The organism is Streptomyces sp. NPDC001544 (genome assembly GCF_042894285.1).
In the GTDB taxonomy this organism is placed as follows: domain Bacteria; phylum Actinomycetota; class Actinomycetes; order Streptomycetales; family Streptomycetaceae; genus Streptomyces.
Genome location: NZ_JBIAVN010000004.1, coordinates 147,531 through 173,140 on the forward strand (window position 1 = coordinate 147,531; position 25,610 = coordinate 173,140).

Annotated in this window: 23 protein-coding genes and 1 pseudogene; 9 read left to right on the forward strand and 15 right to left on the reverse strand. The window is 69.9% G+C overall.

Annotation, left to right across the window (positions count from 1 at the left end; genetic code table 11):
• Positions 1-403 precede the first annotated feature (403 nt).
• Both ACFY0F_RS13490 and ACFY0F_RS13495 read left to right on the forward strand, forming a co-directional pair.
• Complete coding sequence (locus ACFY0F_RS13490) at positions 404-1,225, forward strand: GNAT family N-acetyltransferase (protein WP_388792681.1); 822 nt, start codon at positions 404-406, stop codon at positions 1,223-1,225.
• Complete coding sequence (locus ACFY0F_RS13495; protein WP_388792683.1) at positions 1,222-3,081, forward strand: thioredoxin-like domain-containing protein; 1,860 nt, start codon at positions 1,222-1,224, stop codon at positions 3,079-3,081. Before ACFY0F_RS13490 ends, ACFY0F_RS13495 begins: the two co-directional genes overlap by 4 nt.
• Here the strand turns inward: ACFY0F_RS13495 and ACFY0F_RS13500 are convergent.
• The 6 genes from ACFY0F_RS13500 to ACFY0F_RS13525 all read right to left on the reverse strand — a co-directional run bounded on the left by ACFY0F_RS13500 (position 3,078) and on the right by ACFY0F_RS13525 (position 8,668).
• Positions 3,078-3,242 carry a hypothetical protein gene (locus ACFY0F_RS13500; RefSeq protein WP_388792685.1) on the reverse strand — a complete coding sequence of 55 codons (165 nt, stop codon included), beginning with the start codon at positions 3,240-3,242 and terminating at the stop codon, positions 3,078-3,080. The genes ACFY0F_RS13495 and ACFY0F_RS13500 overlap by 4 nt on opposite strands.
• A gap of 54 nt (positions 3,243-3,296) precedes the next feature.
• Positions 3,297-4,340 carry a glycosyltransferase gene (locus ACFY0F_RS13505; protein ID WP_388793212.1) on the reverse strand — a complete coding sequence of 348 codons (1,044 nt, stop codon included), beginning with the start codon at positions 4,338-4,340 and terminating at the stop codon, positions 3,297-3,299.
• 304 nt (positions 4,341-4,644) lie between these two features.
• The gene (locus ACFY0F_RS13510; RefSeq protein WP_388792687.1) at positions 4,645-4,902 is read right to left on the reverse strand and encodes a DUF6458 family protein; all 258 of its coding nucleotides are present in this window, start codon (positions 4,900-4,902) and stop codon (positions 4,645-4,647) included.
• A 151-nt stretch (positions 4,903-5,053) separates the two neighbouring features.
• Positions 5,054-5,341: a hypothetical protein gene (locus ACFY0F_RS13515; RefSeq protein ID WP_388792689.1), complete on the reverse strand. Its 288-nt coding sequence runs from the start codon at positions 5,339-5,341 to the stop codon at positions 5,054-5,056.
• Positions 5,342-5,454: 113 nt separating this feature from the next.
• Positions 5,455-6,753: a M18 family aminopeptidase gene (locus ACFY0F_RS13520; protein WP_388792691.1), complete on the reverse strand. Its 1,299-nt coding sequence runs from the start codon at positions 6,751-6,753 to the stop codon at positions 5,455-5,457.
• An 88-nt stretch (positions 6,754-6,841) separates the two neighbouring features.
• On the reverse strand, positions 6,842-8,668 hold the full coding sequence (locus ACFY0F_RS13525) for an acyl-CoA dehydrogenase (protein WP_388792693.1): 1,827 nt from the start codon (positions 8,666-8,668) through the stop codon (positions 6,842-6,844).
• 212 nt (positions 8,669-8,880) lie between these two features.
• Between ACFY0F_RS13525 and ACFY0F_RS13530 the strand changes: the two genes are divergently transcribed.
• Both ACFY0F_RS13530 and ACFY0F_RS13535 read left to right on the forward strand, forming a co-directional pair.
• On the forward strand, positions 8,881-9,351 hold the full coding sequence (locus ACFY0F_RS13530; protein WP_388792695.1) for an SseB family protein: 471 nt from the start codon (positions 8,881-8,883) through the stop codon (positions 9,349-9,351).
• A gap of 147 nt (positions 9,352-9,498) precedes the next feature.
• The gene (locus tag ACFY0F_RS13535; RefSeq protein WP_388792697.1) at positions 9,499-10,476 is read left to right on the forward strand and encodes a pirin family protein; all 978 of its coding nucleotides are present in this window, start codon (positions 9,499-9,501) and stop codon (positions 10,474-10,476) included.
• Between the two features lie 46 nt (positions 10,477-10,522).
• Here ACFY0F_RS13535 and ACFY0F_RS13540 read toward each other — a convergent pair whose 3' ends face one another.
• On the reverse strand, positions 10,523-12,610 hold the full coding sequence (locus ACFY0F_RS13540; RefSeq protein WP_388792698.1) for a SpoIIE family protein phosphatase: 2,088 nt from the start codon (positions 12,608-12,610) through the stop codon (positions 10,523-10,525).
• A gap of 184 nt (positions 12,611-12,794) precedes the next feature.
• Here ACFY0F_RS13540 and aspS point away from each other — a divergent pair, with 184 nt between their 5' ends.
• Complete coding sequence (gene aspS / locus ACFY0F_RS13545; protein ID WP_388792700.1) at positions 12,795-14,558, forward strand: aspartate--tRNA ligase; 1,764 nt, start codon at positions 12,795-12,797, stop codon at positions 14,556-14,558.
• Positions 14,559-14,679: 121 nt separating this feature from the next.
• Positions 14,680-15,600 carry a dioxygenase gene (locus ACFY0F_RS13550; protein ID WP_388792701.1) on the forward strand — a complete coding sequence of 307 codons (921 nt, stop codon included), beginning with the start codon at positions 14,680-14,682 and terminating at the stop codon, positions 15,598-15,600.
• Between the two features lie 66 nt (positions 15,601-15,666).
• On the opposite strand, the gene ACFY0F_RS13555 is transcribed toward ACFY0F_RS13550, so the two are convergent.
• Positions 15,667-16,365, reverse strand: coding sequence for a hypothetical protein (locus tag ACFY0F_RS13555; RefSeq protein WP_388793214.1), 699 nt, complete (start codon positions 16,363-16,365; stop codon positions 15,667-15,669).
• A 113-nt stretch (positions 16,366-16,478) separates the two neighbouring features.
• On the opposite strand from ACFY0F_RS13555, the gene ACFY0F_RS13560 reads away from it, so the two are divergent.
• Positions 16,479-17,834 (forward strand): polysaccharide lyase family 1 protein, encoded by a 1,356-nt coding sequence (locus ACFY0F_RS13560; protein WP_388792703.1) that lies wholly within the window; start codon positions 16,479-16,481, stop codon positions 17,832-17,834.
• A gap of 47 nt (positions 17,835-17,881) precedes the next feature.
• On the opposite strand, the gene ACFY0F_RS13565 is transcribed toward ACFY0F_RS13560, so the two are convergent.
• From ACFY0F_RS13565 to ACFY0F_RS13575, 3 genes are all read right to left on the reverse strand, one after another.
• Complete coding sequence (locus ACFY0F_RS13565; protein ID WP_388792704.1) at positions 17,882-18,754, reverse strand: hypothetical protein; 873 nt, start codon at positions 18,752-18,754, stop codon at positions 17,882-17,884.
• A gap of 43 nt (positions 18,755-18,797) precedes the next feature.
• The gene (locus ACFY0F_RS13570; RefSeq protein WP_388792706.1) at positions 18,798-19,688 is read right to left on the reverse strand and encodes a helix-turn-helix domain-containing protein; all 891 of its coding nucleotides are present in this window, start codon (positions 19,686-19,688) and stop codon (positions 18,798-18,800) included.
• 305 nt (positions 19,689-19,993) lie between these two features.
• Entirely contained in the window at positions 19,994-20,416 is a 423-nt protein-coding gene (locus ACFY0F_RS13575) for an ATP-binding protein (RefSeq protein ID WP_388792707.1), read from the reverse strand.
• Between the two features lie 119 nt (positions 20,417-20,535).
• Here ACFY0F_RS13575 and ACFY0F_RS13580 point away from each other — a divergent pair.
• Positions 20,536-20,745: pseudogene (locus tag ACFY0F_RS13580) on the forward strand (helix-turn-helix domain-containing protein); the annotation flags it as partial.
• Positions 20,722-20,943, forward strand: coding sequence for a DUF397 domain-containing protein (locus ACFY0F_RS13585; protein ID WP_388793216.1), 222 nt, complete (start codon positions 20,722-20,724; stop codon positions 20,941-20,943). The pseudogene ACFY0F_RS13580 and the gene ACFY0F_RS13585, both read left to right, overlap by 24 nt.
• A gap of 22 nt (positions 20,944-20,965) precedes the next feature.
• On the opposite strand, the gene ACFY0F_RS13590 is transcribed toward ACFY0F_RS13585, so the two are convergent.
• The 4 genes from ACFY0F_RS13590 to ACFY0F_RS13605 all read right to left on the reverse strand — a co-directional run.
• On the reverse strand, positions 20,966-21,382 hold the full coding sequence (locus ACFY0F_RS13590; RefSeq protein WP_388792709.1) for a hypothetical protein: 417 nt from the start codon (positions 21,380-21,382) through the stop codon (positions 20,966-20,968).
• Between the two features lie 14 nt (positions 21,383-21,396).
• The gene (locus ACFY0F_RS13595; RefSeq protein WP_388792710.1) at positions 21,397-22,317 is read right to left on the reverse strand and encodes a hypothetical protein; all 921 of its coding nucleotides are present in this window, start codon (positions 22,315-22,317) and stop codon (positions 21,397-21,399) included.
• Positions 22,318-22,472: 155 nt separating this feature from the next.
• Positions 22,473-24,194, reverse strand: coding sequence for a methionine--tRNA ligase (metG, locus tag ACFY0F_RS13600; protein WP_388792711.1), 1,722 nt, complete (start codon positions 24,192-24,194; stop codon positions 22,473-22,475).
• A gap of 166 nt (positions 24,195-24,360) precedes the next feature.
• The coding region (locus ACFY0F_RS13605; RefSeq protein WP_388792712.1) for a VWA domain-containing protein at positions 24,361-25,610 on the reverse strand (1,250 nt) is incomplete at its 5' end.

The window sequence follows — 25,610 nt, forward strand, 5'->3', positions numbered from 1 at the left end:
TTCGTGCCCTTCCCAGGGCCCGAGGCCATAGCCGCCGCACCGGCTCGCACACCCCGCCGCCCGGCTCCTCGGCTTCAGCGGCGCGGGTTTCACCGACGAACTCCGCATGCTCGTCGACATCGGCCCCACGGTCCAGTTGGCTGGCCTCGACCGGCTCTACCAGGGCGAATGAGATGCGGGATAATCCTTTGATCCGTCCCAGTTCAGGCGGAACACTGTCGCGGTGCTGTGCCTGGCCGTAGACCGCCAGGCCGTGACCGATTCGACGTTCCGGGAAGGTCCACCGATGTCAGACCTCGTGTCTGCCTTACCTCCGGGCTATCAGGCAGCCCCAGCGACAGCCGATGACATCAGCGCCATCCATCGCCTCGTCTCGGCTTGCGAGCGCGAGGTGCACGGTCGGGTGCGGACCGACCCCGGGGGCATCGCTGCCGTCCTCGCCCGGCCGGGACTGATCCCGGAGCTGGACACCCTGCTGATCCACGACCAGGCGGGCCGGCTGGTCGCTCGTGCCTGGGTCAACCGGCGCTCCGAGGTGGACGTCCACCCCCGGCATCGGGGCCGCGGTCTCGGCACCGTGCTCCTGGACTGGGCCGAGGCCAGGGCCCGCCGGGCAGGGAGCGACCAGATCGTCCAGACCGTGCCGGACGATGATCTGGACGCGGTCGCACTGCTGCGCTCCCGCGGATACGAGCCGATGGTGACCGAATGGCTGCTGGAGTTCGCCATGCCCGCCGAGCCGACGGTACCCGAGCCGCCCTCGGGCATCGTGGTGAGGCCGTTTCGCCGCGGCGATGAGCATGCTGTGCACCAGCTCATCGAGGACGCCTTCGACGAATGGCAGCAGCGGCGCAAGTCCTACTCCGAGTGGGCCCGGCACACCGTCGAACGCTCCGCTTTCGCTCCCGCGATGTCAGCACTGGCGTTCAACGGCACCCAACTGGTCGGCGCCGCCATCTCACTGGACCTCCGAGAGACCGGCGAAGGCTACATCGAGGAGGTCGCCGTACACCGTGACCACCGCAATCAGGGCATCGCCCGCCTGCTGCTACGTCACTCCTTCCGGGCCTTCCACCGGCAGGGCCGGCGGATCTGCACCCTCGCGACGCACTCTGATACCGGCGCGCTCGCCCTGTACCTACGTGTGGGCATGACGGTTCGACACAGCTCCACGGTCTACCGGAAGAGCCTGCGGACGGCCCCGGATGGCAGGCTTGAAGCATGAACGATGCCGCCCTCGTGCCCGCCCCCGCGCCCCGCCGTGCCCGTGTCCGTGCCCCCGAGCTGGTCGGCAAGGGGGGCTGGCTGAACACCGGAGGAAAGCAGTACAGCCTCGCCGACCTGCGGGGACGTATCGTGATCCTCGATTTTTGGACGTTCTGCTGCATCAACTGCCTGCACGTCCTCGACGAGCTCCGTGAGCTGGAGGAGAAGCACCGGGACACCGTCGTGATCATCGGCGTGCACTCCCCGAAGTTCGTGCACGAGGCCGAGCACCAGGCGGTCGTGGACGCCGTGGAGCGGTACGGGGTGGAGCACCCGGTGCTCGACGATCCCGAGCTGGCGACCTGGAAGCAGTACGCCGTGCGGGCCTGGCCGACGCTGGTCGTCATCGACCCGGAGGGGTACGTCGTCGCGCAGCACGCCGGTGAGGGGCATGCGCATGCCATCGAGCGGCTGGTGGCCGAGCTGGAGGCCGAGCACGAGGCGAAGGGGACCCTGCGGCGCGGCGACGGGCCGTACGTGGCGCCGGAGCCGCAGCCGACGAGTCTGCGCTTCCCCGGCAAGGCGCTGCTGCTGCCCAGCGGGAACTTCCTGGTCAGCGACACGACCCGGCACCAGCTGGTGGAGCTGGAGGCGGACGGGGAGACCGTCGTGCGGCGCATCGGCACCGGCGGGCGCGGGTTCGCCGACGGCAGCGCCGAGGAGGCCTGCTTCAGCGAGCCGCAGGGGCTCGCGCTGCTGGAGGACGGGGCGTCCGTGGTCGTCGCCGACACCGTGAACCACGCCCTGCGCCGCCTCGACCTGGGCACCGGCGAGGTGACCACCCTCGCCGGTACCGGGAAGCAGTGGTGGCAGGGCTCACCGACCTCGGGTCCGGCCCGCGAGGTCGACCTCTCCTCTCCCTGGGACGTGGCGGTCTTCGGGGGCAAGGTGTGGATCGCCATGGCCGGGGTGCACCAGCTCTGGGCGTACGACCCGGCCGACGGCACCGTCGCCGTCGCCGCCGGTACGACCAACGAGGGGCTGGTGGACGGGCCGGGCGCCGAGGCCTGGTTCGCGCAGCCTTCGGGGCTCGCGGCGACCGCCGACCGGCTGTGGCTGGCCGACTCCGAGACCTCCGCGCTGCGCTGGGTGGACCTCGACGGCAGCGTCCACACTGCCGTCGGAACCGGCCTGTTCGACTTCGGGCACCGCGACGGCGCCGCCGAACAGGCCCTGCTCCAGCACCCGTTGGGTGTCACCGCGCTGCCCGACGGCTCCGTCGCGGTGGCCGACACCTACAACCACGCCCTGCGCCGCTACGACCCCGCGACCGGCGAGGTCACCACCCTCGCCACCGACCTGCGCGAGCCCAGCGACGCCGTGCTCGTCGGCGAGGACATCGTGGTCGTGGAGTCCGCCCGGCACCGGCTGACCCGGCTGCGGCTGCCGGAGGAGGCGGTGCGGGTGGAGTCCGTCGCCCACCGCACCCAGCGCGCGGCGACCGAAGTCGTCCCCGGGGCCCTGCGGTTGGATGTCATTTTCCAGGCCCCCGCGGGACAGAAGCTCGACACCCGCTACGGGCCCTCCACCCGCCTGCTGGTCTCCTCCACCCCGCCCGAGCTGCTGCTGAAGGGCGAGGGTGCGGACACGGACCTGGCCCGCACGCTGGAGCTCAACCCGGAGGTCACCGAAGGCGTGCTGCACGTCTCCGCGATGGCGGCCTCCTGCGACGACGACCCGGCCAACGAGTACCCGGCCTGCCACGTCCACCAGCAGGACTGGGGCGTCCCGGTCCGTCTCACCGAGGGCGGGGCGGACCGGCTGCCGCTCGTCCTCGCCGGGATGGACGAGGGGCAGCCGGACTCGACGAGCTAGCGGCGGCGCGGGCGCGGCGCCAGCTTGAACAGTGCCACCCCGGCGGCCACCAGCGTGGTGGCCGCCACCATCATCGCCATGCTGTTCATCCACAGGCCGGTGGCGGCCAGCGTGGCGCCCGAGGCGCCGGTGGTGCCGGCGCCTATCACTCTTCCGTACATGTCGTTCTTCTCCTTGGAGCGGTGGGTGCGAGGTTGGCCGTGGGGGGCGGCGGTTCAGGTGGCGACCCACTTCTGCTCGCTGCGGCGCAACAGGCCCCACAGCGAGGCGAAGTAGACGGCGTGCTGGAACAGGTCGTAGAGCATCTCCGGGATCATCAGCACCGCGACCAGGACCGCCAGGGGGCCGGCGCGGCGTACGGAGACGGTCTTCTCGACCATGAAGACCAGGCCGATCGCGGTCCAGAACGGCGACAGCCCCGGCCAGCCGTACAGCGCCGTGTACGTGAGCACGAAGGTGAGGTAGACGAGGAAGGACAGTGCGCCGAACCCCATCAGGAACTGCTGGAGGAAGTAGCGGGCGGTGACCCGGGTCCAGCCGTAGTCGCGCAGGTTCTCCAGGGCGCCGCGCTGCCAGCGCAGCCGCTGGTGCCACAGTTTGGCCAGGTTCGGCATGACCTCGGTGGTGACGGCGCAGCCGGCCGGTGACATGGTGCGGTAGCCGAGGGTCTTGACCGCCTTGGTGATCTCGTCGTCCTCGGTGAGGGAGGCGAGGCTGTAGTAGCCGTTGCCGCCGCCGAGCACGCCGGAGCGGCGCGCCGTGCGCACCTCGCGCAGCACCCGGGCCCGGAACATGGTGCCGGTGCCGGTGAGCACCTGGGCCTTGCCGCCGGTGCGGTCCAGTTCCCAGGCGTAGCGGTGGAACTCCATGCGCTGGAGCAGGCCGAGGAAGCCGCCGCCGTCCTCGCCGTAGAAGACGCCGCCCACGGCGCCGACCTTGCGGTTGAAGGTGGCCATGGCGGTCTCGGTGAACCACGGGTTGAGGACCGTGTCGGCGTCCTGCACCAGCAGCAGGTCGCGGTCGTCCAGGTGCGGCAGGACCCAGGCGATGGCCTGGTTCAGGGCGCCCGCCTTCTTGTGGGTGTTGCCCCGGGTGTGGAAGACCTGGGCGCCGAGGGCGGCGGCGATCGTGGCGGTGCCGTCGGTGCAGTTGTCGGCGACGACGATGATCAGGTCCGGGCGCCGTGCCTGCTTCCACAGTCCGTCGATCGCGGCGGCGATGCGGTCCTGCTCGTTGTGCGCGGGGATGAGCGCCGCCAGGCGCGGGCTGTCGGCCGGTTCCTCCGCGGCGGCGTGCGCGCGGCGGGCGGCGTGCCGTGGCACGTGCCGGGGCGGTGCGGCCAGGTGGAACACAGCGGGAGCCCCCCGTCGCGGTACCGGGGGCAGGGGCGCTCGGCGCCGTCCCCTCAAGACCTTCGGTGAGCCCGAGTGTTCACGACTTCCACACAACCCGACAAGATGGTTCCGGTAACGGAATGCTCAAGGATGTCGTCGCATGTCGCGGCTTGTCCTTGAGCGCCCGCTTGTCCGGTGCGCGGCGTACGTGGTGATCCGACGCGGTGGGCTAGATGCCGTACCCGTCGGTGTAACCGCTGCCGTGGTGATGGTGGTGCCGCTCCTCCTCGACGACCGTGGTCGTCGGGGGCGGAACCACGACCCGCCTGCGTCGCGCGATGCTGGCGAACGTCGCGACTCCGATCAGCCCGACGATCATCAGAATGAAACCGACCAGGTGAACGTTCAGGCCGCTCATGTGCCAGTCGGTAGCGAACGTGAGGATGGCTCCCACGGCGATGAGGATGATGCACCCGCCGAGGCCCATGGCTGTCGCCTCCTGTCCGGACCGGCCGTTCCGGTCCGCAACTGCGGGTACCCCCGTTGTCAACCCGCATGCGGACGCGGACCGTTCCCGGACACGGGCCGGGCCGGGTTGGCCCGGGCGACTGTGAACTCCGCGAACTCCCGCCCCAACCTCAGCCGAGACCACGATGGGCGGCCCACAGTGCCCCGGCGCGGTCGGCCGCCTCGGCCACCAGGGCGGCCAGTTCGGGTTTGTCGGGGACAGGGAAGGAGACGTACGCCCCCCGGCCGCCGCCGACCGGCCGGCCGTAGGCCTTCGCGGCGAGGTGGCCGTCCGGGAGGAGCCGGACGGTGAGTGTGGTCAGTGTGAACTCTTCACCGCGTCGAGTGTCCGTCCAGCGGAGCGCCTCGGGGACCGCGACGTTGATCGCGAGAGCATTCACTTCCGGCTCGCTGCTCATGGAGGGATGCTCTCACGCGAGTCGGCGCCGGAGGCCGACTGCGCGACAGCCGGGGTGACTTCGGCCGATGCGGCCCGCTCCGGTGGCCGGACCGGGCCGCATCCGCCGGACTCCTAGCCCTCCAGGAACGCCCCCAGCGCGTTCGCCAGCAGGTACGGGTCGTCCGCGCCGCACAGTTCGCGGGCGCTGTGCATCGACAGGATGGGCACGCCGATGTCGACGGTGCGGATGCCGTGCCGGGCCGCGGTGATCGGGCCGATGGTGGTGCCGCAGGGCATGGAGTTGTTGGAGACGAAGCTCTGGAAGGGGACGTTCGCCTTCTCGCAGGCGGCGGCCCACACGGCCCGGCCGGAACCGTCCGTCGCGTAGCGGTTGTTGACGTTGACCTTGAGGATCGGGCCGCCGTTGACGCGGGGGTGGTGCGTCGGGTCGTGCCGTTCCGCGTAGTTGGGGTGGACCGCGTGGCCGGTGTCGGAGGACAGGCAGACGGTGGCGGCGAAGGCGCGCGCCCGGTCCTCGTAACCGCCGCCGCGCGCGAACACCGAGCGCTCCAGCACCGTGCCGAGCAGCGGCCCGTCCGCTCCGGTGTCCGACTGGGAGCCGTTCTCCTCGTGGTCGAAGGCGGCCAGCACCGGGATGGCGGGCAGCGGCTCACCGGAGCCGGCGACGGCCGCCAGGGCGGACACGCCCGCGTGCACGGACAGCAGGTTGTCCATGCGCGGGCCCGCGACCAGCTCGCGGTCCCGGCCGAGGTAGGCCGGCGGTTCGACCGAGTGCGTCATCAGGTCCCAGCCGGCCACCTCGCCCGCCGGTAGCCCGCACTCCGTCTCCAGGAACGCGATCAGGTCGCCGTCGCGCACATCGCCGCCGAGACCCCACACCGGCTGCAGGTGCCGCTGCTTGTCCAGCTTGAGCCCCTCGGACGACACCGTCCGGTCGAGGTGGATGGCCAGTTGGGGCACCCTGAGCAGCGGCCGGTCGATGTTGACCAGGTGGGTGGAGCCGTCGCGCAGCGTCAGCCGCCCGGCGAGTCCCAGGTCGCGGTCGAGCCAGGAGTTCAGCAGCGGGCCGCCGTAGATCTCGACGGCGACCTGGCGCCAGCCGTGCGCCCCCGCGTCCGGCTGCGGCTTGACCCGCAGGTTGGGGGAGTCGGTGTGCGCGCCGACGATCCGGAACGGGGTGTGGGCGGCGGCGCCCTCGGGGACGTACCAGGCGACGATGGCGCCGCCGCGCAGCACGTACTTGCCGCCGGTCGTCCCGTCCCAGGCGTCCGTCTCCGCGACCTGCCTGAAGCCGGCCTTCTCCAGCCGTTCGGCGGCGTTCGCCACGGCGTGGTACGGCGACGGGCTCGCCGCGAGGAAGGACATCAGGTCGTCGGTGTGGCCGCGGTCGAAGCGGGAGGGTGCGCTCATAGTCTTCACCTTAACGACGTACGAGGGCCCGCTCCCCCTTACCGGGAGCGGGCCCTCGTGACTGTTCAGGAAGGACGGGACGGCCGGATCAGAACGCGGCCTCGTCCAGCTCCATCAGGTCCAGGTCCACGCCCTCGGCCACCTTGCGGGCCAGGGTGACGCCCGGCAGGACGTTGGCGGCGAAGAACTTCGCCGCGGCGATCTTGCCGGTGTAGAACGCCTTGTCCTTGGCGGAGGCGGTCTCGAGCTTCTCGGCGGCGACCGCGGCGCCCTTGAGCAGCAGGTAGCCGACGACCACGTCACCGGAGGCCAGCAGCAGGCGGGTGCTGTTGAGGCCGACCTTGTAGATGTTCTTGACGTCCTGCTCGGTGGCCGCGAGGTCGGTGAGCATCAGGCCGACGATGGCCTCCAGCTCGACGGCGGCCTTGGCCAGGTGCTCGCGGGCGCCCGCCAGCTCCTCGCCGCCGGTGCCGAGCGCGAGGAACTTCTTGATGTCCTCGGCGAGGGAGTTCAGCGCGGCGCCCTGGTTGCGGACGATCTTCCGGAAGAAGAAGTCCTGGCCCTGGATCGCGGTGGTGCCCTCGTACAGGGTGTCGATCTTGGCGTCGCGGATGTACTGCTCGATCGGGTACTCCTGCAGGAAGCCGGAGCCGCCGAAGGTCTGCAGCGACTGGGCGAGCTGCTCGTAGCCCTTCTCGGAGCCGTAGCCCTTGACGATCGGCAGGAGCAGGTCGTTGAGGGCGTGCTCGGCGGAGGCGTCCTCGCCGGCGGCCTCCTTGACGGCTATCGCGTCCTGGATCGAGGCGGTGTAGAGGACGAGGGCGCGCATGCCCTCGGCGTACGCCTTCTGCGTGATCAGGGAGCGGCGCACGTCCGGGTGGTGCGTGATGGTGACCTTGGGCGCGGTCTTGTCCATGAAGTTCGCCAGGTCCGGACCCTGGACGCGCTCCTTGGCGTACTCCAGCGCGTTGAGGTAGCCGGTCGACAGCGTGGAGATCGCCTTCGTGCCGACCATCATCCGCGCGAACTCGATGATGCGGAACATCTGGCGGATGCCGTCGTGCTTGTCGCCGATCAGCCAGCCCTTGGCCGGGTGGCGGTCGCCGAAGGTCATCTCGCAGGTGTTGGAGGCCTTCAGGCCCATCTTGTGCTCGACGTTGGTGGCGTAGACGCCGTTGCGCTCGCCGAGCTCGCCGGTCTCGAAGTCGAAGAGGTACTTCGGGACGAGGAAGAGGGACAGGCCCTTGGTGCCGGGGCCGGCGCCCTCGGGACGCGCGAGGACGTAGTGGAGGATGTTCTCCTCCATGTCGTGCTCACCGGAGGTGATGAAGCGCTTCACGCCCTCGATGTGCCAGGAGCCGTCCTCCTGCTGGACCGCCTTGGTGCGGCCGGCGCCCACGTCGGAGCCCGCGTCGGGCTCGGTGAGCACCATGGTCGAACCCCAGGTCCGCTCGACGGCGATCTGGGCGATCTTCTTCTGGACCTCGTTGCCCTCGTCGAAGAGGATCCCGGCGAACGCGGGGCCGGAGGAGTACATCCACACGGCCGGGTTGGCGCCGAGGATCAGCTCGGCGTAGGCCCAGATCAGGGACGGGGGAGCGGTCGTGCCGCCGATCTCCTCGGGCAGGCCCAGGCGCCAGTACTCCGAGTCCATGAAGGCCTTGTAGCTCTTCTTGAAGGACGCCGGGACCGGCGCGGTGTTCGTCTCGGGGTCGAAGACCGGCGGGTTACGGTCGGCGTCCGCGAAGGACTCGGCCAGCTCGTTCTCGGCGAGGCGGGTCAGCTCCTCCAGAACGCTCTTGGCGGTGTCCGTGTCCATCTCCTCGAACGGGCCGGTGCCGTAGAGCTTGTCGCGGCCGAGCACTTCGAAGAGGTTGAACTCGATGTCGCGGAGATTGGACTTGTAGTGCCCCATGGTGACGGCTCCGTATAGGACTCGGCGAGGCACTGGCTCCTCGCATCTGGTTCACGTACCAACAAGTGGCTACGATGATGCTACCCGTCAGTAATAAGAAGCAAGCCCCGCCGGTCAAGTGTGAGAAGGGTCTACATACGCCCGCCCGGAAACGGACCGGGAACGCTCGACGGGCCTGATGCGCGGGGGGCTGTCTCGGTACTCTTACGCGCATGTACGGCTACGACCAGAACGTGGGCGGCGCTCAGCAGCAGTACGCCCCGCCGCAGCAGCCCGGCGGCCTCGGCGGGTACGGCCAGCAGCCGCCGCTCTACCCGGAGCCGTCCCCGCCCTCGCTCGCGGACGCCGTGCGCGCCTTCACCACCGGTCAGATGGCCGCCGAGGACTTCCAGCAGGTCTTCGCCACCTCCAAGGTGTACTGCCCGCGCGGTGACAACCCCGGCTTCCTCGCCCTGCACAACACCCAGCAGCCGGTGATCCCGATGTTCACCTCCCTGAAGGAGCTGCGCCGGTACGCGGGCAAGGAGTCCAAGTACTTCGTCATCACCGGCTCCGAGGTCATCGACCTGCTGCCGACCGGCTACGGCTTCGTCCTCGACATGGAGGGCGAGCACCGCATGGTCTTCGACGCGAAGGCGGTCGAGCAGATGGTGGAGTTCGCGATGCGCCGTATGTACGGCTGACAGCTCCTCGCCGGCCTGCGCGGCCACCTGCGCGGCCACTTCGACGGCACCCCGACGGCCCGGAGGGAATTCCCACCGGGCCTTCTCTGTTCTTGGTGGCAGAAAGTTCAACGCTCAACTAAACTGGCCGCACAAGGAGGTACCGACATGCCTGCAGTGACCGTCGAGAACCCGCTGACGCTGCCCCGGGTGACCGCGCCCGCGGACGCCGTGGCACGTCCCGTGCTCGCCGTCACGACCGCGCCGAGCGGTTTCGAGGGTGAGGGCTTCCCGGTGCGCCGGGCGTTCGCCGGGATCAACTACCGCTACCTCGACCCGTTCATCATGATGGACCAGATGGGCGAGGTGGACTACGCGCCGGGCGAGCCCAAGGGCACCCCCTGGCATCCGCACCGCGGCTTCGAGACCGTCACCTACATCATCGACGGCATCTTCGACCACCAGGACAGCCACGGCGGCGGCGGCACCATCACCAACGGTGACACCCAGTGGATGACCGCCGGTTCGGGCCTGCTGCACATCGAGGCGCCGCCGGAGTCGCTGGTCATGTCGGGCGGCCTCTTCCACGGCCTGCAGCTGTGGGTGAACCTGCCGGCCAAGGACAAGATGATGGCCCCGAAGTACCAGGACCTGCGCAGCGGCGAGGTCGCACTGCTCACCACGCCGGACGGCGGCGCGCTGATCCGGGTCATCGCCGGCGACCTCGACGGCCACCGGGGTCCGGGTGCGACGCACACGCCGATCACCATGATCCACGCGACGCTCGCGCCGGGCGCCGAACTGACGCTGCCCTGGCGGGAGGACTTCAACGGTCTCGCGTACGTACTGGCCGGGCGCGGCTCGGTCGGCGCCGACCGCCGCCCCGTCCACCTGGGGCAGACGGCGGTCTTCGGCAGCGGTGGCTCCCTGACGGTCCGCGCGGACGAGAAGCAGGACTCCCACACCCCCGACCTGGAGGTCGTCCTCCTCGGCGGACAGCCCATCCGCGAGCCGATGGCCCACTACGGCCCGTTCGTCATGAACACCCGCGACGAACTCCAGCAGGCCTTCGAGGACTTCCAGAAGGGCCGCCTGGGGACCGTCCCGGCGGTGCACGGCATGACGGAGAGCGGCCCGCAGGGCTGAGCCGCCCAAGTGAACGCCCGGGTGCGATCCTGGCCCGCCCGGGCGGTCACGCCCCCTCGCAGAGCACGAACCAGATGCTCTTGCCCTCGCCCCGCGGATCCACCCCCCACGATTCCGCGAGCAGTTCGATCAGCAGCAGGCCGCGGCCGGAGGAGGCCAGTTCGCCGGGGCGACGTCGGTGCGGGAGGTCGTCGCCGGCGTCGGTGACCTCCACCCGCAGCCGGCGCTCTCCCTTGTCGCCGGTGACCTCGGCGAGCAGCATCGCGTCGGCGTCGGTGTGCACCAGGACGTTGGTGACCATCTCGGAGACCAGCAGGACCGCGGAGTCGACCTGGTCGGCCGAGGTCCAGTCGTGCAGCAGTTCCCGCACGTGCTGGCGGGCCTCGGCGATCCGCTCCGGCTCGTCCTGCGCCACCGACATCAGGGTGCGGCGTGTCCGGGCCCGCGGGGCCGTACCCGGCCGGACGCCTGCCGCGGTGCGGGACAGCAGCAGCACCGCCATGTCGTCCTCGCGCCGGCTCCCCGTCGGTCCGTGCACCGCCTGCACCAGATCGTCGGCGAGCGGCTCCAGGTCGTCGCCGTCCGGATCCGGCAGATGCCCCTCGAGGATGCGGCGGATACGCCGCCAGCCGCTCTCCATATCGTGCCCGCCGGCCTCGATCAGGCCGTCGGTGCAGATCATCATCGTCTCGCCGGCCTCGAGGGTGAACCGCGTGGTCGGGTAGTCGGCGTCCGGGTCGATGCCGAGCGGCAGCCCACCCGCCGTCGGCCGGGTCATCACGGTGCCGTCCGCCATCCGGATCGCCGGGTCCGGATGCCCGGCGCGGGCGATCTCCAGGACGCCGGTCGCCGGGTCGGCCTCCGCGTACAGGCAGGTCGCGAAGCGGGCGTCCGCCCCGTCGCCGGCCATCCCGTGCAGAAAGCGCGAGGCCCGGGAGAGCACCGCGTCCGGGCGGTGGCCCTCGGCGGCGTACGCGCGCAGGGCGATGCGCAACTGCCCCATCAGCCCGGCCGCCCGCACGTCATGGCCCTGTACGTCACCGATGGCCAGGGCGAACCGGCCGCCGGGCAGTGGGATCAGGTCGTACCAGTCACCGCCGACCTGCAGCCCGCCCCCGGTCGGGATGTAGCGGGCGGCGACGCACATCCCCGGGATCCGTGGGCCCAGCGACGGCAGCATGGAACGCTGGAGCCCCTCGGCCAGCTCCCGCTCCGAGTCCGCCACCCCGGCCCGGGACAGGGCCTGGGCGAGCATGCGGGCCACGGTGGTCAGCACCGACCGCTCGTCCGGTGTGAAGGCGACCGGGTGGCTGAAGGCCGCCATCCAGGCGCCCATCGTGCGGCCGGCCACGGTCAGCGGCAGGAACGCCCAGGACTGCCGGCCGAAATGCTGGGCGAGCGGCCAGGCCACCGGGTAGCGGGACTTGTAGTCCGCGGGCGAGGAGAGGTAGACGGCGCGGCCGGTCCGCACCACCTCGGCGGCCGGATAGTCGGTCTCCAGGGGCATCTGGGTGAAGGGTCCGTCGTCGCCGGGCCGGTCCCCGTGCTGCCCGATGATCGTCAGCCGGTCACCCTGGACGCCGAACACCGCGAGCCGGTCCGGTGAGAAACCCGGCATGGCCAGCCCGTCCGCGACCCGGAGCACCTCCGCAGTGGACCGCGCCTCGGCCAGCGCCCGGCCCGCGTCCAGCAGGAACGCCTCCCGGGAGCGCCGCCAGTCACCGGTGACCGTACGCCGGCCCGCCGAGGGGCCCGGGCCCGGCTCGGTGACCTCCTGGAGGGTGCCGATCACCTCGTACGCCTTCTTCACCGGGTCGAAGGACGGCTTGGAGCGGCTGCGGACGACCCGGACGACCCGGGAGTGCTCGTCCATGATCCGGATCCGCACCTCGGCGAGCGTGCCCTCGGCCACCGCCAGTTGGATCACCGCGGTGATCTCGTTCCAGTCGACGGGATGGAGCCGGGCGCGTGCCTGGGCTTCGGTGAGGGTGGTCCGCTCGGCGGGCAGCCCCAGCAGCCTTGCCGCTTCCTCGTCCACGGTGACCAGTTCGTTGCCGGTGCTCCAGTGCCACAGGCCGGTCGCGAGGGTGGCGAGGACGTCCCCCGCGGCTGGCAGGGCCTCGCCAGTGCGCATTGCCCCACTTTAAGAAGAGGCGATCCGTGACTGCCACCGATACCGCCATGGAATACCCGAAGGACGTGTGCTTTCTCCTGCCCCCTTAATGGTGGGGAGCCGATCTCGGGGTGCCCGGTACCCTGGGGAAGTCCGGGCACCGGGCCCCGGAGATTCCCGATCCGCGAAGACTGGATGAACGACGATGCATCGGTACAGGTCCCACACCTGCGGCGAGCTCCGCGCCTCTGACGTCGGCACCGACGTCCGGCTGAGTGGCTGGCTGCACAATCGGCGCGACCTGGGCGGCATCCTCTTCATCGATCTGCGCGACCACTACGGCATCACGCAGCTCGTCGCCCGCCCCGGCACGCCCGCCTACGAGGCCCTCGACAAGGTCTCCAAGGAGTCGACGGTCCGTGTCGACGGCAAGGTTGTTTCACGTGGAACCGAGAACGTGAACCCCGACCTGCCGACCGGTGAGATCGAGGTCGAGGTGGGCGAGGTCGAGCTGCTGGGTGCCGCCCAGCCGCTGCCCTTCACCATCAACACCGAGGACGGGGTCAACGAGGAGCGACGCCTCGAGTACCGCTTCCTGGACCTGCGCCGCGAGCGCATGCACCGCAACATCATGCTGCGCACCTCGGTGATCTCGGCGATCCGGCACAAGATGACGGCGCTGGGCTTCAACGAGATGGCGACGCCGATCCTGTCCGCCACCTCCCCCGAGGGCGCCCGCGACTTCGTCGTGCCCTCCCGGCTGAACCCGGGCAAGTTCTACGCCCTGCCGCAGGCCCCGCAGCAGTTCAAGCAGCTGCTGATGATCTCCGGCTTCGACCGCTACTTCCAGATCGCGCCCTGCTTCCGTGACGAGGACGCGCGCGCGGACCGCTCGCCGGGCGAGTTCTACCAGCTCGACGTCGAGATGAGCTTCGTCGAGCAGGAGGACGTCTTCCAGCCGATCGAGAAGCTCATGACGGAGCTGTTCGAGGAGTTCGGAGGCGGCCGCCACGTCACCTCCCCCTTCCCGCGGATCCCGTTCCGCGAGGCGATGCTCAAGTACGGCTCGGACAAGCCGGACCTGCGGGCGAAGCTCGAGCTGGTGGACATCACCGACGTCTTCGAGGGTTCGGAGTTCAAGGCCTTCGCGGGCAAGCACGTACGCGCGCTGCCGGTGCCGGACGTCTCCGCGCAGCCCCGCAAGTTCTTCGACCAGCTCGGCGACTTCGCGGTGACGCTGGGTGCGAAGGGTCTGGCCTGGGTCCGTGTCGCCGAGGACGGTTCGCTGACCGGTCCGATCGCGAAGTTCCTCACCGAGGAGAACGTCGCCGAGCTGACCAAGCGGCTCTCCCTGTCGGCGGGTCACGCCGTGTTCTTCGGCGCGGGCGAGTTCGACGAGGTCTCCAAGATCATGGGCGCGGTGCGGGTCGAGGCCGCCAAGCGTGCCGGGCACTTCGAGGAGGACGTCTTCCGCTTCTGCTGGATCGTCGACTTCCCGATGTACGAGAAGGACGAGGAGACCGGCGCGATCGACTTCTCGCACAACCCGTTCTCCATGCCGCAGGGCGGCCTGGAGGCCCTTCAGACCCAGGACCCGCTGGACATCCTGGGCTGGCAGTACGACATCGTCTGCAACGGCGTCGAGCTGTCCTCCGGTGCGATCCGGAACCACGAGCCGGAGATCATGCTGAAGGCGTTCGAGATCGCGGGCTACGACCGGGAGACCGTCGAGGAGAAGTTCGCCGGCATGCTGCGCGCCTTCCGCTTCGGCGCCCCGCCGCACGGCGGCATCGCCCCGGGCGTCGACCGCATCGTCATGCTGCTGGCGGACGAGCCCAACATCCGCGAGACCATCGCCTTCCCGCTCAACGGCAACGCCCAGGACCTGATGATGGGCGCGCCGACGGAGCTGGAGGAGGCACGGCTGAAGGAGCTGCACCTGCAGGTGCGCAAGCCGCAGCCGAAGTAAGGCACAGCTGGGCAGGAAGGGCTCGAACCGGCGTCTGTTTCGAGCCCTTCCTCGTTGTGTCTGACCAGTCAGTGATGTTTTCCAAGGTCGCTGACAGGCTTCGCGCCTAGCTTCCCGGCCCATGGCAGACAACGAGCAGGCTTCAGCCCGAGCAGACCTGACCCGTCGAAAGGTCCTTGTCGCCGGGGGTGCGACGGTGGTCGCGGTGGGTGTCGCCGGTACCTTGGCGGCGAACGCGTCGGCGGACGAGGCGACCTCCGAGGCCACGGGCGACGCGTGTTACACGCTCACGTCCGAGCTGGTCGAGGGCCCGTACTACATCGACGCCGACAAGATCCGCCAGGACGTCACCGAGGACCAGGAGGGCATCCCCCTCACCCTCACGCTCAAGGTGATCGACTCCGAGACTTGCAAGCCGCTCAGGAACGCGGCCGTCGACATCTGGCACTGCAACGCGGTGGGCGTCTACTCGGGCTACGAGGCGATGGGCAGCGGCGGTGGCGGCCCGGCCCCCACGGGCGAACCCCCCACCGGCGAACCCCCCACCGGCGGCCCCGGCGGAGGCGGCGGACACCAGGAGCCGACGGACGACGACCGCTTCCTGCGCGGCACCTGGCACACCGACCGGCACGGCCTCGTCACCTTCAGGACGGTCTTCCCCGGCTGGTACCAGGGCCGCTGCGTCCACATCCACGTCAAGGTGCACGTGGACGGCGAGTGGACGGACGCCGGCTACGAGGGCGGGCACACCTGCCACACGGGCCAGCTGTTCTTCGACGAGAAGTCGGTACTGCTGACCGAGTCGGTCGAGCCGTACGCCGGCAACACCACGACCCGCACCACCCTCGACGAGGACACCATCTACCCGGACAACGGGCACGAGGGCGGCCTCCTTCACCTCACGTACGACCGGAAGCACATCGCCCGTGGCGTACGCGCCCACCTGACCCTGGGCGTCGACCCCAGCACGACGCACGACGGCCAGGGCGGGCCCGGCCCCCGGCCCACCTCCTCGGCGTCACCTTCCGCTTCGGCGAGCTGACCCCGACCGTGAGCCTCCCTTGCCGCGAGGGACGGCGGGGGAGGCTCACGGCGTACGTCGTACACCTCACTCCCCCGGCTCGTCCGGGGACACCCCCTCCTCCAGCAGCCGCTCGGCGATGTCCGTCGACCAGGCCAGGGCCCAGGCACGGAGCTGCGTGACCTCGTCGTCCGCCAGTCCGTACGCCGTGAACGCCGAGTCCGCGTAGTAGTCCATGCCTTCCAGGCGGCTTTGGAGGGTGGGCAGGTCGAACTCGTCCCGGGCGTGGCGGCGGGCCAGTTCCTCCAGTTCGGGCCAGGTGTAGCGGGCGGAGGCGGCCCGCGCGTCGATCAGGTCGACGGCGAGCCCGCGGTCGTAGAGGGCCCGGATCTTCGTACCCACCGCGTCTTCCAGAGAGAGTGCCGGGCCGTGGGAGGTCTCGACGGGCGGGCTCCAGAAGGTCTCCTTGTGCAGGGCCAGAGCGGTGGCGGGGCCACCCGTCTGCGGGTCCGTGACGGACAGATGGGCGGAGAGCGGGTCCGTGTCCCGGAGCGTCACCTCGCGTCCCCGGGTGGTGAGCGCGTCGCCGAGCGCGCGGGCGATCCGCTCCATCGGCTCGGTGCTCTCGGTGGCCAGGTCGACGTTGGCGTGCGGGCGCTCGAGCAGGCCGTGCGCCTGCAGGGCATAGCCGCCGGCCAGGGCCAGCGGAACGGGCGCGGCCACGGCGAAGACGTCGGCGAGGAGGCGGAGGTGGGCCTCCGGCCCGGGCTGGGGGAGGTGCGACAGGTTCACCCCGGGAAGTCTTCCCCAATCGCGGCAACCTTCCCGCCACCCGCGGCCACTGACGGTTCGTAAGCCGTATCAGTCATACCGTCGCACCTGCACGTAAGGACTCCTCCGTGGCATCCCCTTCGCAGCGCCCCTCGCACCGCCGGTCCCTCCGCAAGCGGCGCGTCCTCGTCGTCTCCGCCGCCGCCGTGGTCGCCGGTGCCGGTGCCGGTTTCTTCGTGATGAACGCGAACGCCAGCGGCACCGACCTGTACCACCAGACGCTGGCCGACAAGGACGGCTGGGCGTCGTCCGGCTCCGGTACGACCGGCGGGGCGAAGGCCGACGCGGCGCACACGTTCACCGTCTCCACCCGCGCGCAGCTCGTGAAGGCACTGGGGTCGGCGTCCGACACGACGCCCCGGATCATCAGGGTCAGCGGGACCATCGACGCCAACACCGACGACTCGGGGAAGAAGCTGACCTGCGCGGACTACGCGTCCGGCACGGGCTACTCGCTCTCCGCCTACCTGAAGGCGTTCGACCCCGCCACCTACGGCCGCTCCAAGCTGCCCTCCGGCACCCAGGAGAAGGCCCGGGCCGCCGCCCAGACCAAGCAGGCGAAGAACGTCACCTTCAAGGTGCCGGCCAACACCACGATCGTCGGTGTGCCGGGCACCAAGGCCGGGATCACCGGCGGCATGCTCCAGATCCAGGGCGTGGACAACGTCATCGTCCGCAACCTGACCTTCTCCGCCACCGAGGACTGCTTCCCGCAGTGGGACCCGACCGACGGCGACGACGGCAACTGGAACTCGGAGTACGACTCGGTCACCCTGCGCGGCGCGACCCACGTCTGGGCCGACCACAACACGTTCACCGACGCCCCGCACTTCGACAGCGCCAACCCGAAGTACTTCGGCCGCGAGTACCAGATCCACGACGGCGCCCTCGACATCACCAAGGGCTCGGACCTGGTGACCGTCGAACGCAACCAGTTCACCAACCACGACAAGACGATGCTCATCGGCAGCAGCGACACCGACAGCATCGGCAAGCTGCACGTCTCCATCCACCACAACGTGTGGAAGGGCATCGTGCAGCGCGCCCCCCTGGCCCGGATCGGCCAGGTGCACCTCTACAACAACCTCTACGACACCGCGACGGTGAACGGCTACGCCCTGCAGTACAGCGTCAACTCCCGCGCAAAGGCCCAGGTCGTCGCCGAGGACAACTACTGGAAGATCCCCGTCGGCCAGAAGGTCTCCAAGCTGCTGAGCGGCGACGGCACGGGCTCGGTCGCGGGCAGCGGCAACCTCGTCAACGGCACGGCGACCGACCTGGTGGCCGCGTACAACGCCGAGAACTCGAAGAAGATCAAGACCACGGTCAACTGGACGCCGACGCTGACGGCGGGGCTGGAGACGTCGGCGAAGGACCTGCCTACGTCGCTGGCTACGACCACGGGGGCCGGGGTGCTGGACTAGCCGAGGCCGGCCCGTGTGCCGGGTCGGCCTCGCCGCCAGGTCCGGGGCTACTCGTCCTTGAAGATCGCTTCGGCTGTCGGGGCTGTGACGGCGCGCCGGTGCCAGTGGCGCAGGATGTCCGGGTCGCCGCAGCCGGTGATGCGTTCCCGGACCGCTTCGGGGACGTCGATGCCGCGCACGTCCAGGACGTCCAGGATGTCCTCGGCCCGGCCTTCGGCCCGGCCTTCGTCCCGGATTTCTTCGGAGAGGTCTGACTTGTAGAAGGAGAGGTCCACGGCCACCAGTTTCCTCCACAGCTGTGCGGCTGGGTGCTTGCCCAGGCCTTGTGCGATGAGTTCGATGATCGGGTTGGCGACGTTCTGCGGGGTGTCCCGTAGAACGGTCGTCATGGACTTGAGTATGACCCCGGCGTCCGGATGCTTGGCGTGGGTGATCGTGGCCAGCGTGGCGAGGACGAGATCCTTGCGGACTTCGGCCGGGTCGGTGATCACCGGCATGTTGTGCGGTCCCGCGACCAGCGGCCGCAGTGTCAGCAGAGGCCACTGTCGAGGACCGAAGCCGACCTCGCGCGCGGCCCACTCCGCGGTGGCGCGGTCCTGGCAGACGACCAGCAGCATCGGCTGCAACCGGTACTTGGTGAGCAGGTACGAGGCGTAGTACGCCCAGCTGGCGGGCTTGTCCGGGTCCTTCCCGCCCTGGGACTCGACCGCGAGGAGCAGCGGTTCGTCGTTCTCCGTCTCCAGTCGCACGAGGGTGTCCACGCGGCGTTCGACGGGACTGGTCTCGGTGAGGTCGTTGGGCAGGACGGTGAACGAGGTGGGCCGGGGAAAGTCGAGGCCGAGTACCTCGGAGACCCCGGAGAAGAGGTCTGGGTACTGCTGGAAGATGCGGTGCATCGCCTCGTGGGGCGAGCTGACCATGAGGGTTCCTGTGCGGGTGAGGTGACAAGGGACTAGCGACGCGTCAGGTGGTCGTGGGCATCGGCTGCCGCTGTTCGAGGCACTCCCGGCAGCTGCGTGGGTCGGGGCCCCGGTAGCCGCGGTCGCAGGTTTCGCAGTTCCGTACCGGATGCCTGGCGGGTGGGGATGGTTCGGGGGTGCGGAAAGGCGGTAGGGGCGGGAGCTGGGCGGCGAGACGGTGGGCCAGGAAGGCGGCCGGGCGGCGCAGGGGCTCCCATGGCAGGTCGGTGGTCAGGGCGTGGCGTACGGCCGTGGGGGTGAGCTCCCGTTCCAGCCAGGCGGCGACGCCTGGGGCGAGGTGTTCGGCGTCGGTGGCGGAGAGCAGCAGGCGGGGGTCTGCGCGGCGGAGACCGGCGAGGACTTCGGTGGCCGTCTGGAGGAGGGCGGGGGAGGCGTACACGGGTTTCGGTACGGCGGGGAGGGCGCGGCGGCGTTCGGGTTTCTGCTGGGGGGCGGTGGCCGCGCGGCGGGGCGGGGGCTTGGGTGCGGGCGCTTCGGACGTGTCGCGGTCGCGGTGTCGGCCCGGCTGGTTGCAGGAGACCGTACGTGTGACGATGCGGCCCTTCTTCGTGCGCTCGCGGGTACGCCGCAGGTAGCCGTGGTCCTCCAGCTCGTTCAGGGCGGCGGCGATCCGGGTGGGTCCCTCCTTGAAGCGGGCTGTGAGGGACTTGATGTCCACGGGGGAGCCGGTCGGCAGCGACTGGATGTGGCAGGCCAGTCCGATCGCCAGGAGCGACAGGTCCGGGTGCTGCGTGAGGTGGTTGCCGATCACCGTGAAGCGCGTCGTGTGGCGGGCGTTGTCGTGGATGACGCCGCTGGGGTGCGCGTGCGGGTGGTTTTTCCCGCTGTTACGGGACCGGACGCGCGGGCGCGCGCTAGTGTTTTGGGTGTCCATCGGGAAGGTTTGGGCTTCCTAGGTGGTCAGGCCCTCGCAGTGGGATGCCAGTCCCGGCGAGGGCCGTCGTGTGTCTGGGGTCCTGCTGTGTCGTGTTGCGCTGAGCGTAGGGCAGACGACCCGTCAGGAATCCAGCTGAGCCGGTGATGTTCACCCACCCGAGTGATCGTGTGCCGAGCGTGCGCCGTGGGCGGGAGGGGTGGGGCTTGGTTCGGGTTCTTTCCCTCTCGTGGTCCTTGGTAAGGACCGCCGACGGCACCGGAGCACACGCGACCATGCTGCGGCGCGTGTGCCGTTTCCGCTGATCAGGTGCGCGGCAGGTCGAGTTCCGCCCATACGGTCTTGCGGGGGACCGGTCCGAGCTTCACGCCCCAGCGGTCGGCGAGGGCGTCGACGAGGAGCAGGCCGCGGCCTGACTCGCCGTCGGGGGTGGCTGGGCGGCGGCGTGGGAGGTCGTCACCTCGGGTGTCCGTGACCTCGATGCGGAGGGTCGCGTCACGGACCAGGAGGGCGAGGCGGAAGTCGCGTCCGGGGAGCCGGCCGTGGGTGGCGGCGAGCTCGGCGACGAGGTGTACGGCGGCTTCGGTGACGCGGTGGGGCAGCTCGCGGGTGTGCAGCCACTCCGCGGCGAGGAGGCGGGCGAGGCGGGCGCCGCGGGGTGTGGGTGACAGGAGCACGCTGAAGTGGTCGGCGGGCGAGAGAAGTTGGGTGGACTTTTCCTGGTTCACGTCTCTGAGAGTGGCTGCGCGTGCTTACCGTGAACAGTGACAGAGCTGATACGTAGGGTGACTGTCCGGGGCTTGTCCGCTGGCGTCCGGGCTGTCTGAGCTTTCCAGAGGGGTGCGGTATGTCGGTCGACGGAGAGGTGCGGAGGCTCAAGGGCGAGGCGGACGAGCCGGGATGGGAGGTGGAGCCGGACGATGACTGGGGCCTGGCGGTCATCGCCACGGTGGGGCGACAGTTGAGGCTGCGGCGGGAGTCGGTGGGGATGAGGGCCGGCGAGTTCGGGAAAGCCGTCGGCTACGGCGAGGACATGGTCTACAAACTCGAGGGCGGCAACTCTGCCGGAGATGCCCCTGGCCTGGCGTGGTTCAAGAGCAGCTACAGCAGCGGCAGCGAGGGCGACTCCTGCATCGAGGTGGCCACCGTCCCCGGCACGGTCCACGTCCGTGACTCCAAGCAGGCCGAAGGCCCCCGGCTCGCGCTGACGCCGGGGGCGTGGGCGGACTTCGTCACGTACGCCTCGGGAAGCTGAAGCGGCCCGGGGGCAGCTCACTTCAGGGGGTAGGAGCGAAGATTCCCTCCGCTGTGTCGACTGTGATGGCGCGGTCGAGATAGCGAGTGAGGGCGTTCGGGTCCGGACACACGTAGAGGGGGCGGAAGACCTCCTTGGGTAGCGCGATGTCACGTACCTCCAGGACCCGGAGGACCGCTGCGGCCCACGCCGCGGTGTATCCGGCGGTGTACCCCCGGACCCAGTCCTCGTCCTCGTGTTCGTTCTCGGGCTGCTTGTCCACCCTGGCCCGGATGCGGGCCATCTCCTGGAGAGGGAGGGAGCCCTGTTGTCTCAGCTCCTCCAGCCCGAAACGGAAGTCGCCCACGATGCGCTCCAGCGGGATGCCCAAGTCCATGCATGCCAAGGTGAACCAGAGCAGGGCGTGCAGGTTCGATGAATCGTTGAGATCGTCGGTCACGATCGTTTCCTGGTTCAGGCTTCGGCCTGGTCCGCGGTGGGTCCCGAGTCCTCAGCGAAGAGCTCGTCGACGCTCTTCACGTGCGGCGTGCGGTCCAGCCAGCGGTTGAGGAGGTCGAGGTCGGTGCAGTCGGCGATGCGGTCCCGGGCCTCCTCGGGGACGGAGACGCCCCGTGCTTCGAGGAAGCGGAGGATGGCCTTGGCCTCGCCCTTGGCCTCGCCTTCGGCCTTGCCCTCCAGGTACGTCTGCTCGAAGAGGGTTCCCCGGCCGGGGAAGTAGGTGGCGACCATTTTCTGAAGCCCTTTCCATGTCTCCCTGGCTGGAGTGTTCTCCAGGCCGATTTCCACGAACTCGCACCAGTATTTCGCTGTGGCCTTGTCGAAGGCCCGGATTCCGCGGGCCAGCATCTTCAGTATGGCGGGATGGTTCTTGCTCTCGCTGTGCACGATGGCAGAGATCGTCGCCATCGCCGGCCCCTCGGCGACCATCGACGCGTCGGTGATCTCCGGAACGTTGTGTGGCCCCAGGACGAACGGGCGCGTCACCTGGGTGGCCCAGGGGCCGACGCGGCTTTCGAACGGCCCGGCCGCCCACGTCGAGGTCGGCTTGTTCTTGCAGACCGCGACCAGCAGCACCGGGAGCTCGAACTTCGCACGCAGGTACGCCACGTAGTACACCCAGCTGATCCCTTTGTCGGGAGCCCGTCTGGTCTGTGCCTCGATGGCGACCATGAACCGGTCTCCCTCGGACGGCTCGACTTTCAGCACGGTGTCGACACGGCGTTCCATGGGACGGATCTCCGTGGCGTCGGGGGACATCGCCTCGATGATCGATTTTGCCGGGGGCGGCAGGCCCAGTGCCTCGAAGACGGGGGCGAGGACCTCGGGATGCTCCTGGAAGATCCGGTGCGAGGCCTCGTGTGTCGAAGTGACCATGGGAGCAATCTCGATGATCACGGCATGCGCTGTCCGGGTGATGAGGAGCATTCACCCGTTCGAGGACAACAGAAACGTTCGCGCCCCGCTCCGGTGAGAAACGGGAGCGGGGCGCGTTTCCGTACGGCTTACGAGTCAAGCGGTGGGCTTCTCCTCTAGCCTTCCTCGCCGCCGAAGCGCTCCTTGTACGCCGCCAGGTCCTCGTCCGTGAGCTTCGCGAACAGCACCGGGGGGACCGTGAAGGGGGTGCCGGCGGGGACGGCGGTGAGGGTCTTCGCGTCGCCCGGCGTGATCCAGGTGGCCGTGTCGTCCTTCAGGTCGAAGGCGCCACGCATCGCCGTCGAGGTGGCCGGGATGAGGGGCTCGGAGACCACCGCGTACAGGTGGATCAGGTTCATCGCCGTACGCAGGGTGAGGGCCGCGCCGTCCTTGTCGGTCTTGATCTCCAGCCAGGGGGCCTTCTCCTCCAGGTAGGAGTTGCCGGCCGACCACAGGGCGCGCAGGGCGGCGGCCGCCTTGCGGAACTGGAGGGCCTCCATCTGCGCCTCGTACTCGGCGAGGAGCTCGGTGATCTGCTCGCCGAGCTTCGTCTCCGCCTCGCCAGGCGTCCCGCCCGCCGGGACCTCGTCGCCGAAGCGCTTCTTCGAGAAGGACAGGACGCGGTTGACGAAGTTGCCGAGGGTGTCGGCGAGGTCCTTGTTGACCGTGGCCGTGAAGTGCTCCCAGGTGAAGGACGAGTCGTCCGACTCCGGGGCGTTGGCGATCAGGAAGTAGCGCCAGTAGTCGGCGGGGAGGATCTCCAGGGCCTGGTCGGTGAAGACGCCGCGCTTCTGCGAGGTGGAGAACTTGCCGCCGTAGTACGTCAGCCAGTTGAAGGCCTTGACGTAGTCGACCTTCTTCCACGGTTCGCGGACGCCGAGTTCCGTGGCCGGGAACATCACCGTGTGGAACGGGACGTTGTCCTTCGCCATGAACTCCGTGTAGCGGACGGTGTCGTCCGCCTCGTACCACCACGACTTCCAGTCCCGGGTCTCCCCGGCGGGGGCGGCGTCCGCCCACTCCTTCGTCGCGCCGATGTACTCGATCGGGGCGTCGAACCAGACGTAGAAGACCTTGCCCTCGGCCGCGAGCTCCGGCCAGGTGTCGGCCGGGACCGGGACGCCCCAGTCGAGGTCGCGGGTGATCGCCCGGTCGTGCAGACCCTCGTTCAGCCACTTGCGGGCGATGGAGGAGGCGAGCTGCGGCCAGTCGTCCTCGTGCCGGGAGACCCAGGCCTCGACCTCGTGCTGCAGCTTCGACTGCAGGAGGAAGAGGTGCTTGGTCTCGCGGACCTCCAGGTCGGTGGAGCCGGAGATCGCGGAGCGGGGGTTGATCAGGTCGGTCGGGTCCAGGACGCGGGTGCAGTTCTCGCACTGGTCGCCGCGGGCCTTGTCGTACCCGCAGTGCGGGCAGGTGCCCTCGACGTAGCGGTCCGGGAGGAAACGGCCGTCGGTCGGGCTGTACACCTGGCGGATGGCCCGCTCCTCGATGAAGCCGTTCTCGTTCAGCCTGCGGGCGAAGTGCTGGGTGATCTCGACGTTCTCCGGGCTGGAGCTGCGGCCGAAGTGGTCGAAGGCGAGTGCGAACCCGTCGTAGACCGCCTTCTGGGCGTCGTGGGCCTGGGCGCAGAACTCGGCGACCGGGAGGCCCTGCTCCTTCGCCGCGAGTTCCGCCGGGGTGCCGTGCTCGTCCGTCGCGCAGATGTAGAGGACGTCGTGGCCGCGCTGGCGGAGGTACCGGGAGTACACGTCCGCCGGGAGCATGGACCCCACCATGTTGCCCAGGTGCTTGATTCCGTTGATGTACGGAAGGGCGCTGGTGATGAGGTGTCGAGCCATCGCGGGCTGCTCCCAAGTCGCTGCACGGAGTGACGATCTCGTGGTTCCGGGTCGTCTACGAACCTTGAAATCGTAGCCGACACGGGTACGCCGCCCGCTTCCCGTTTTAGGTGCTGAGAAGCGGACGGCGTTCCGTCGGGTGGGAGGGCCGGCGCGGGCGCGGGGCTTACGGGCGCCAGGTCGCCAGTACGCCCTCGTAGAGCTCGGTGTCCGTGAGCTCGCGGGGGGTCGGGCCCGCGTGGAAGAAGGACGTGTTGTCGGTCTTCAGTTTGCGGAGGTAGTCGAAGGCCTTGTTGTCGTGCTCACCGAAGGCGACGAAGGAGAAGAAGACGGCGGGGTGCGTCTTCGCGGCCTCGGTGAGGGACTGGGTGGCCGGGGTCTTGGCGTCGGGGGCGCCGTCCGTCTGGAAGACCACCAGGGCGGGGGCGGTGGGGTCGGAAGTCTTGTCGTGCAGGGCGAGTACGGCTTCGACTGCGGCGTGGTAGCTGGTGCGGCCCATGCGGCCGAGCCCTGCGTGCAGGTCGTCGATCTTGTTCTCGTGGTCGGTGAGGGTGAGTTCGCCGGTGCCGTCCACCTCCGTGGAGAAGAAGACGACCGGGACGGTGGCCTCGGGGTCGAGGTGGGCGGCGAGGGCGAGGGTCTGTTCGGCCAGGGCCTGGGCGGAGCCGTCCTTGTAGTACGGGCGCATGCTCGCGGAGCGGTCGAGGACGAGGTAGAGCTTCGCTCGGGTGCCGGTGAGGTTGGTTTTCTTGAGGGTGGTGGTGGCTGCCTTGTAGGCGGTGGCCAGGGCGGGGGCGCGGGACTTGAGCTCGGCGAGGGTGGTTGCGGGCTCGGGCTCGGGCTCGGGCTCGGGCTTGCTGGTCTCGGCCTCGGCCTCGCCTTCGGCCGGGTCGTTCCCACCCGCACCACCCGTGCTGGGTTCGTTGTCGGGTGCGGGTGGCCCCTGTGGGGTGTCCTCGCCGTCGGCGGCTGCGGGCTCGTCCGCCTGCTCGGCGGTCGGTTCCGCCTCCGCCGCTACCTCGGCCTCGATCTCGGCGGGCTCCTCGGCCTCGGGCTCCGGCTCGGCCTCGGGAGCTGCTTCGGCGGTCGGCTCGGCTTCGGGGGCTGCTTCGGCGGTCGGCTCCGGCTCGGCCTCGGTGGTCGACTTGGCCTCGGGCTCCGGCTCGGTCTCGGCGGTCGGCTCGGGCTCGGCCTTGGCGGCCGGCTCGGGCTCGGCTGTCGGCTTGGGCTCGGCCTTGGCGGCCGGCTCCGCCTCCGCCGCTACCTCGGCCTCGATCTCGGCGGGCTCCTCGGTCACCGGCTCCGGCTTGGCCTCGGGAGTTGCTTCGGCGGTCGGCTCGGCTTCGGGGGCTGCTTCGGCGGTCGGCTCCGGCTCGGCCTCGGTGGTCGACTTGGCCTCGGGCTCCGGCTCGGTCT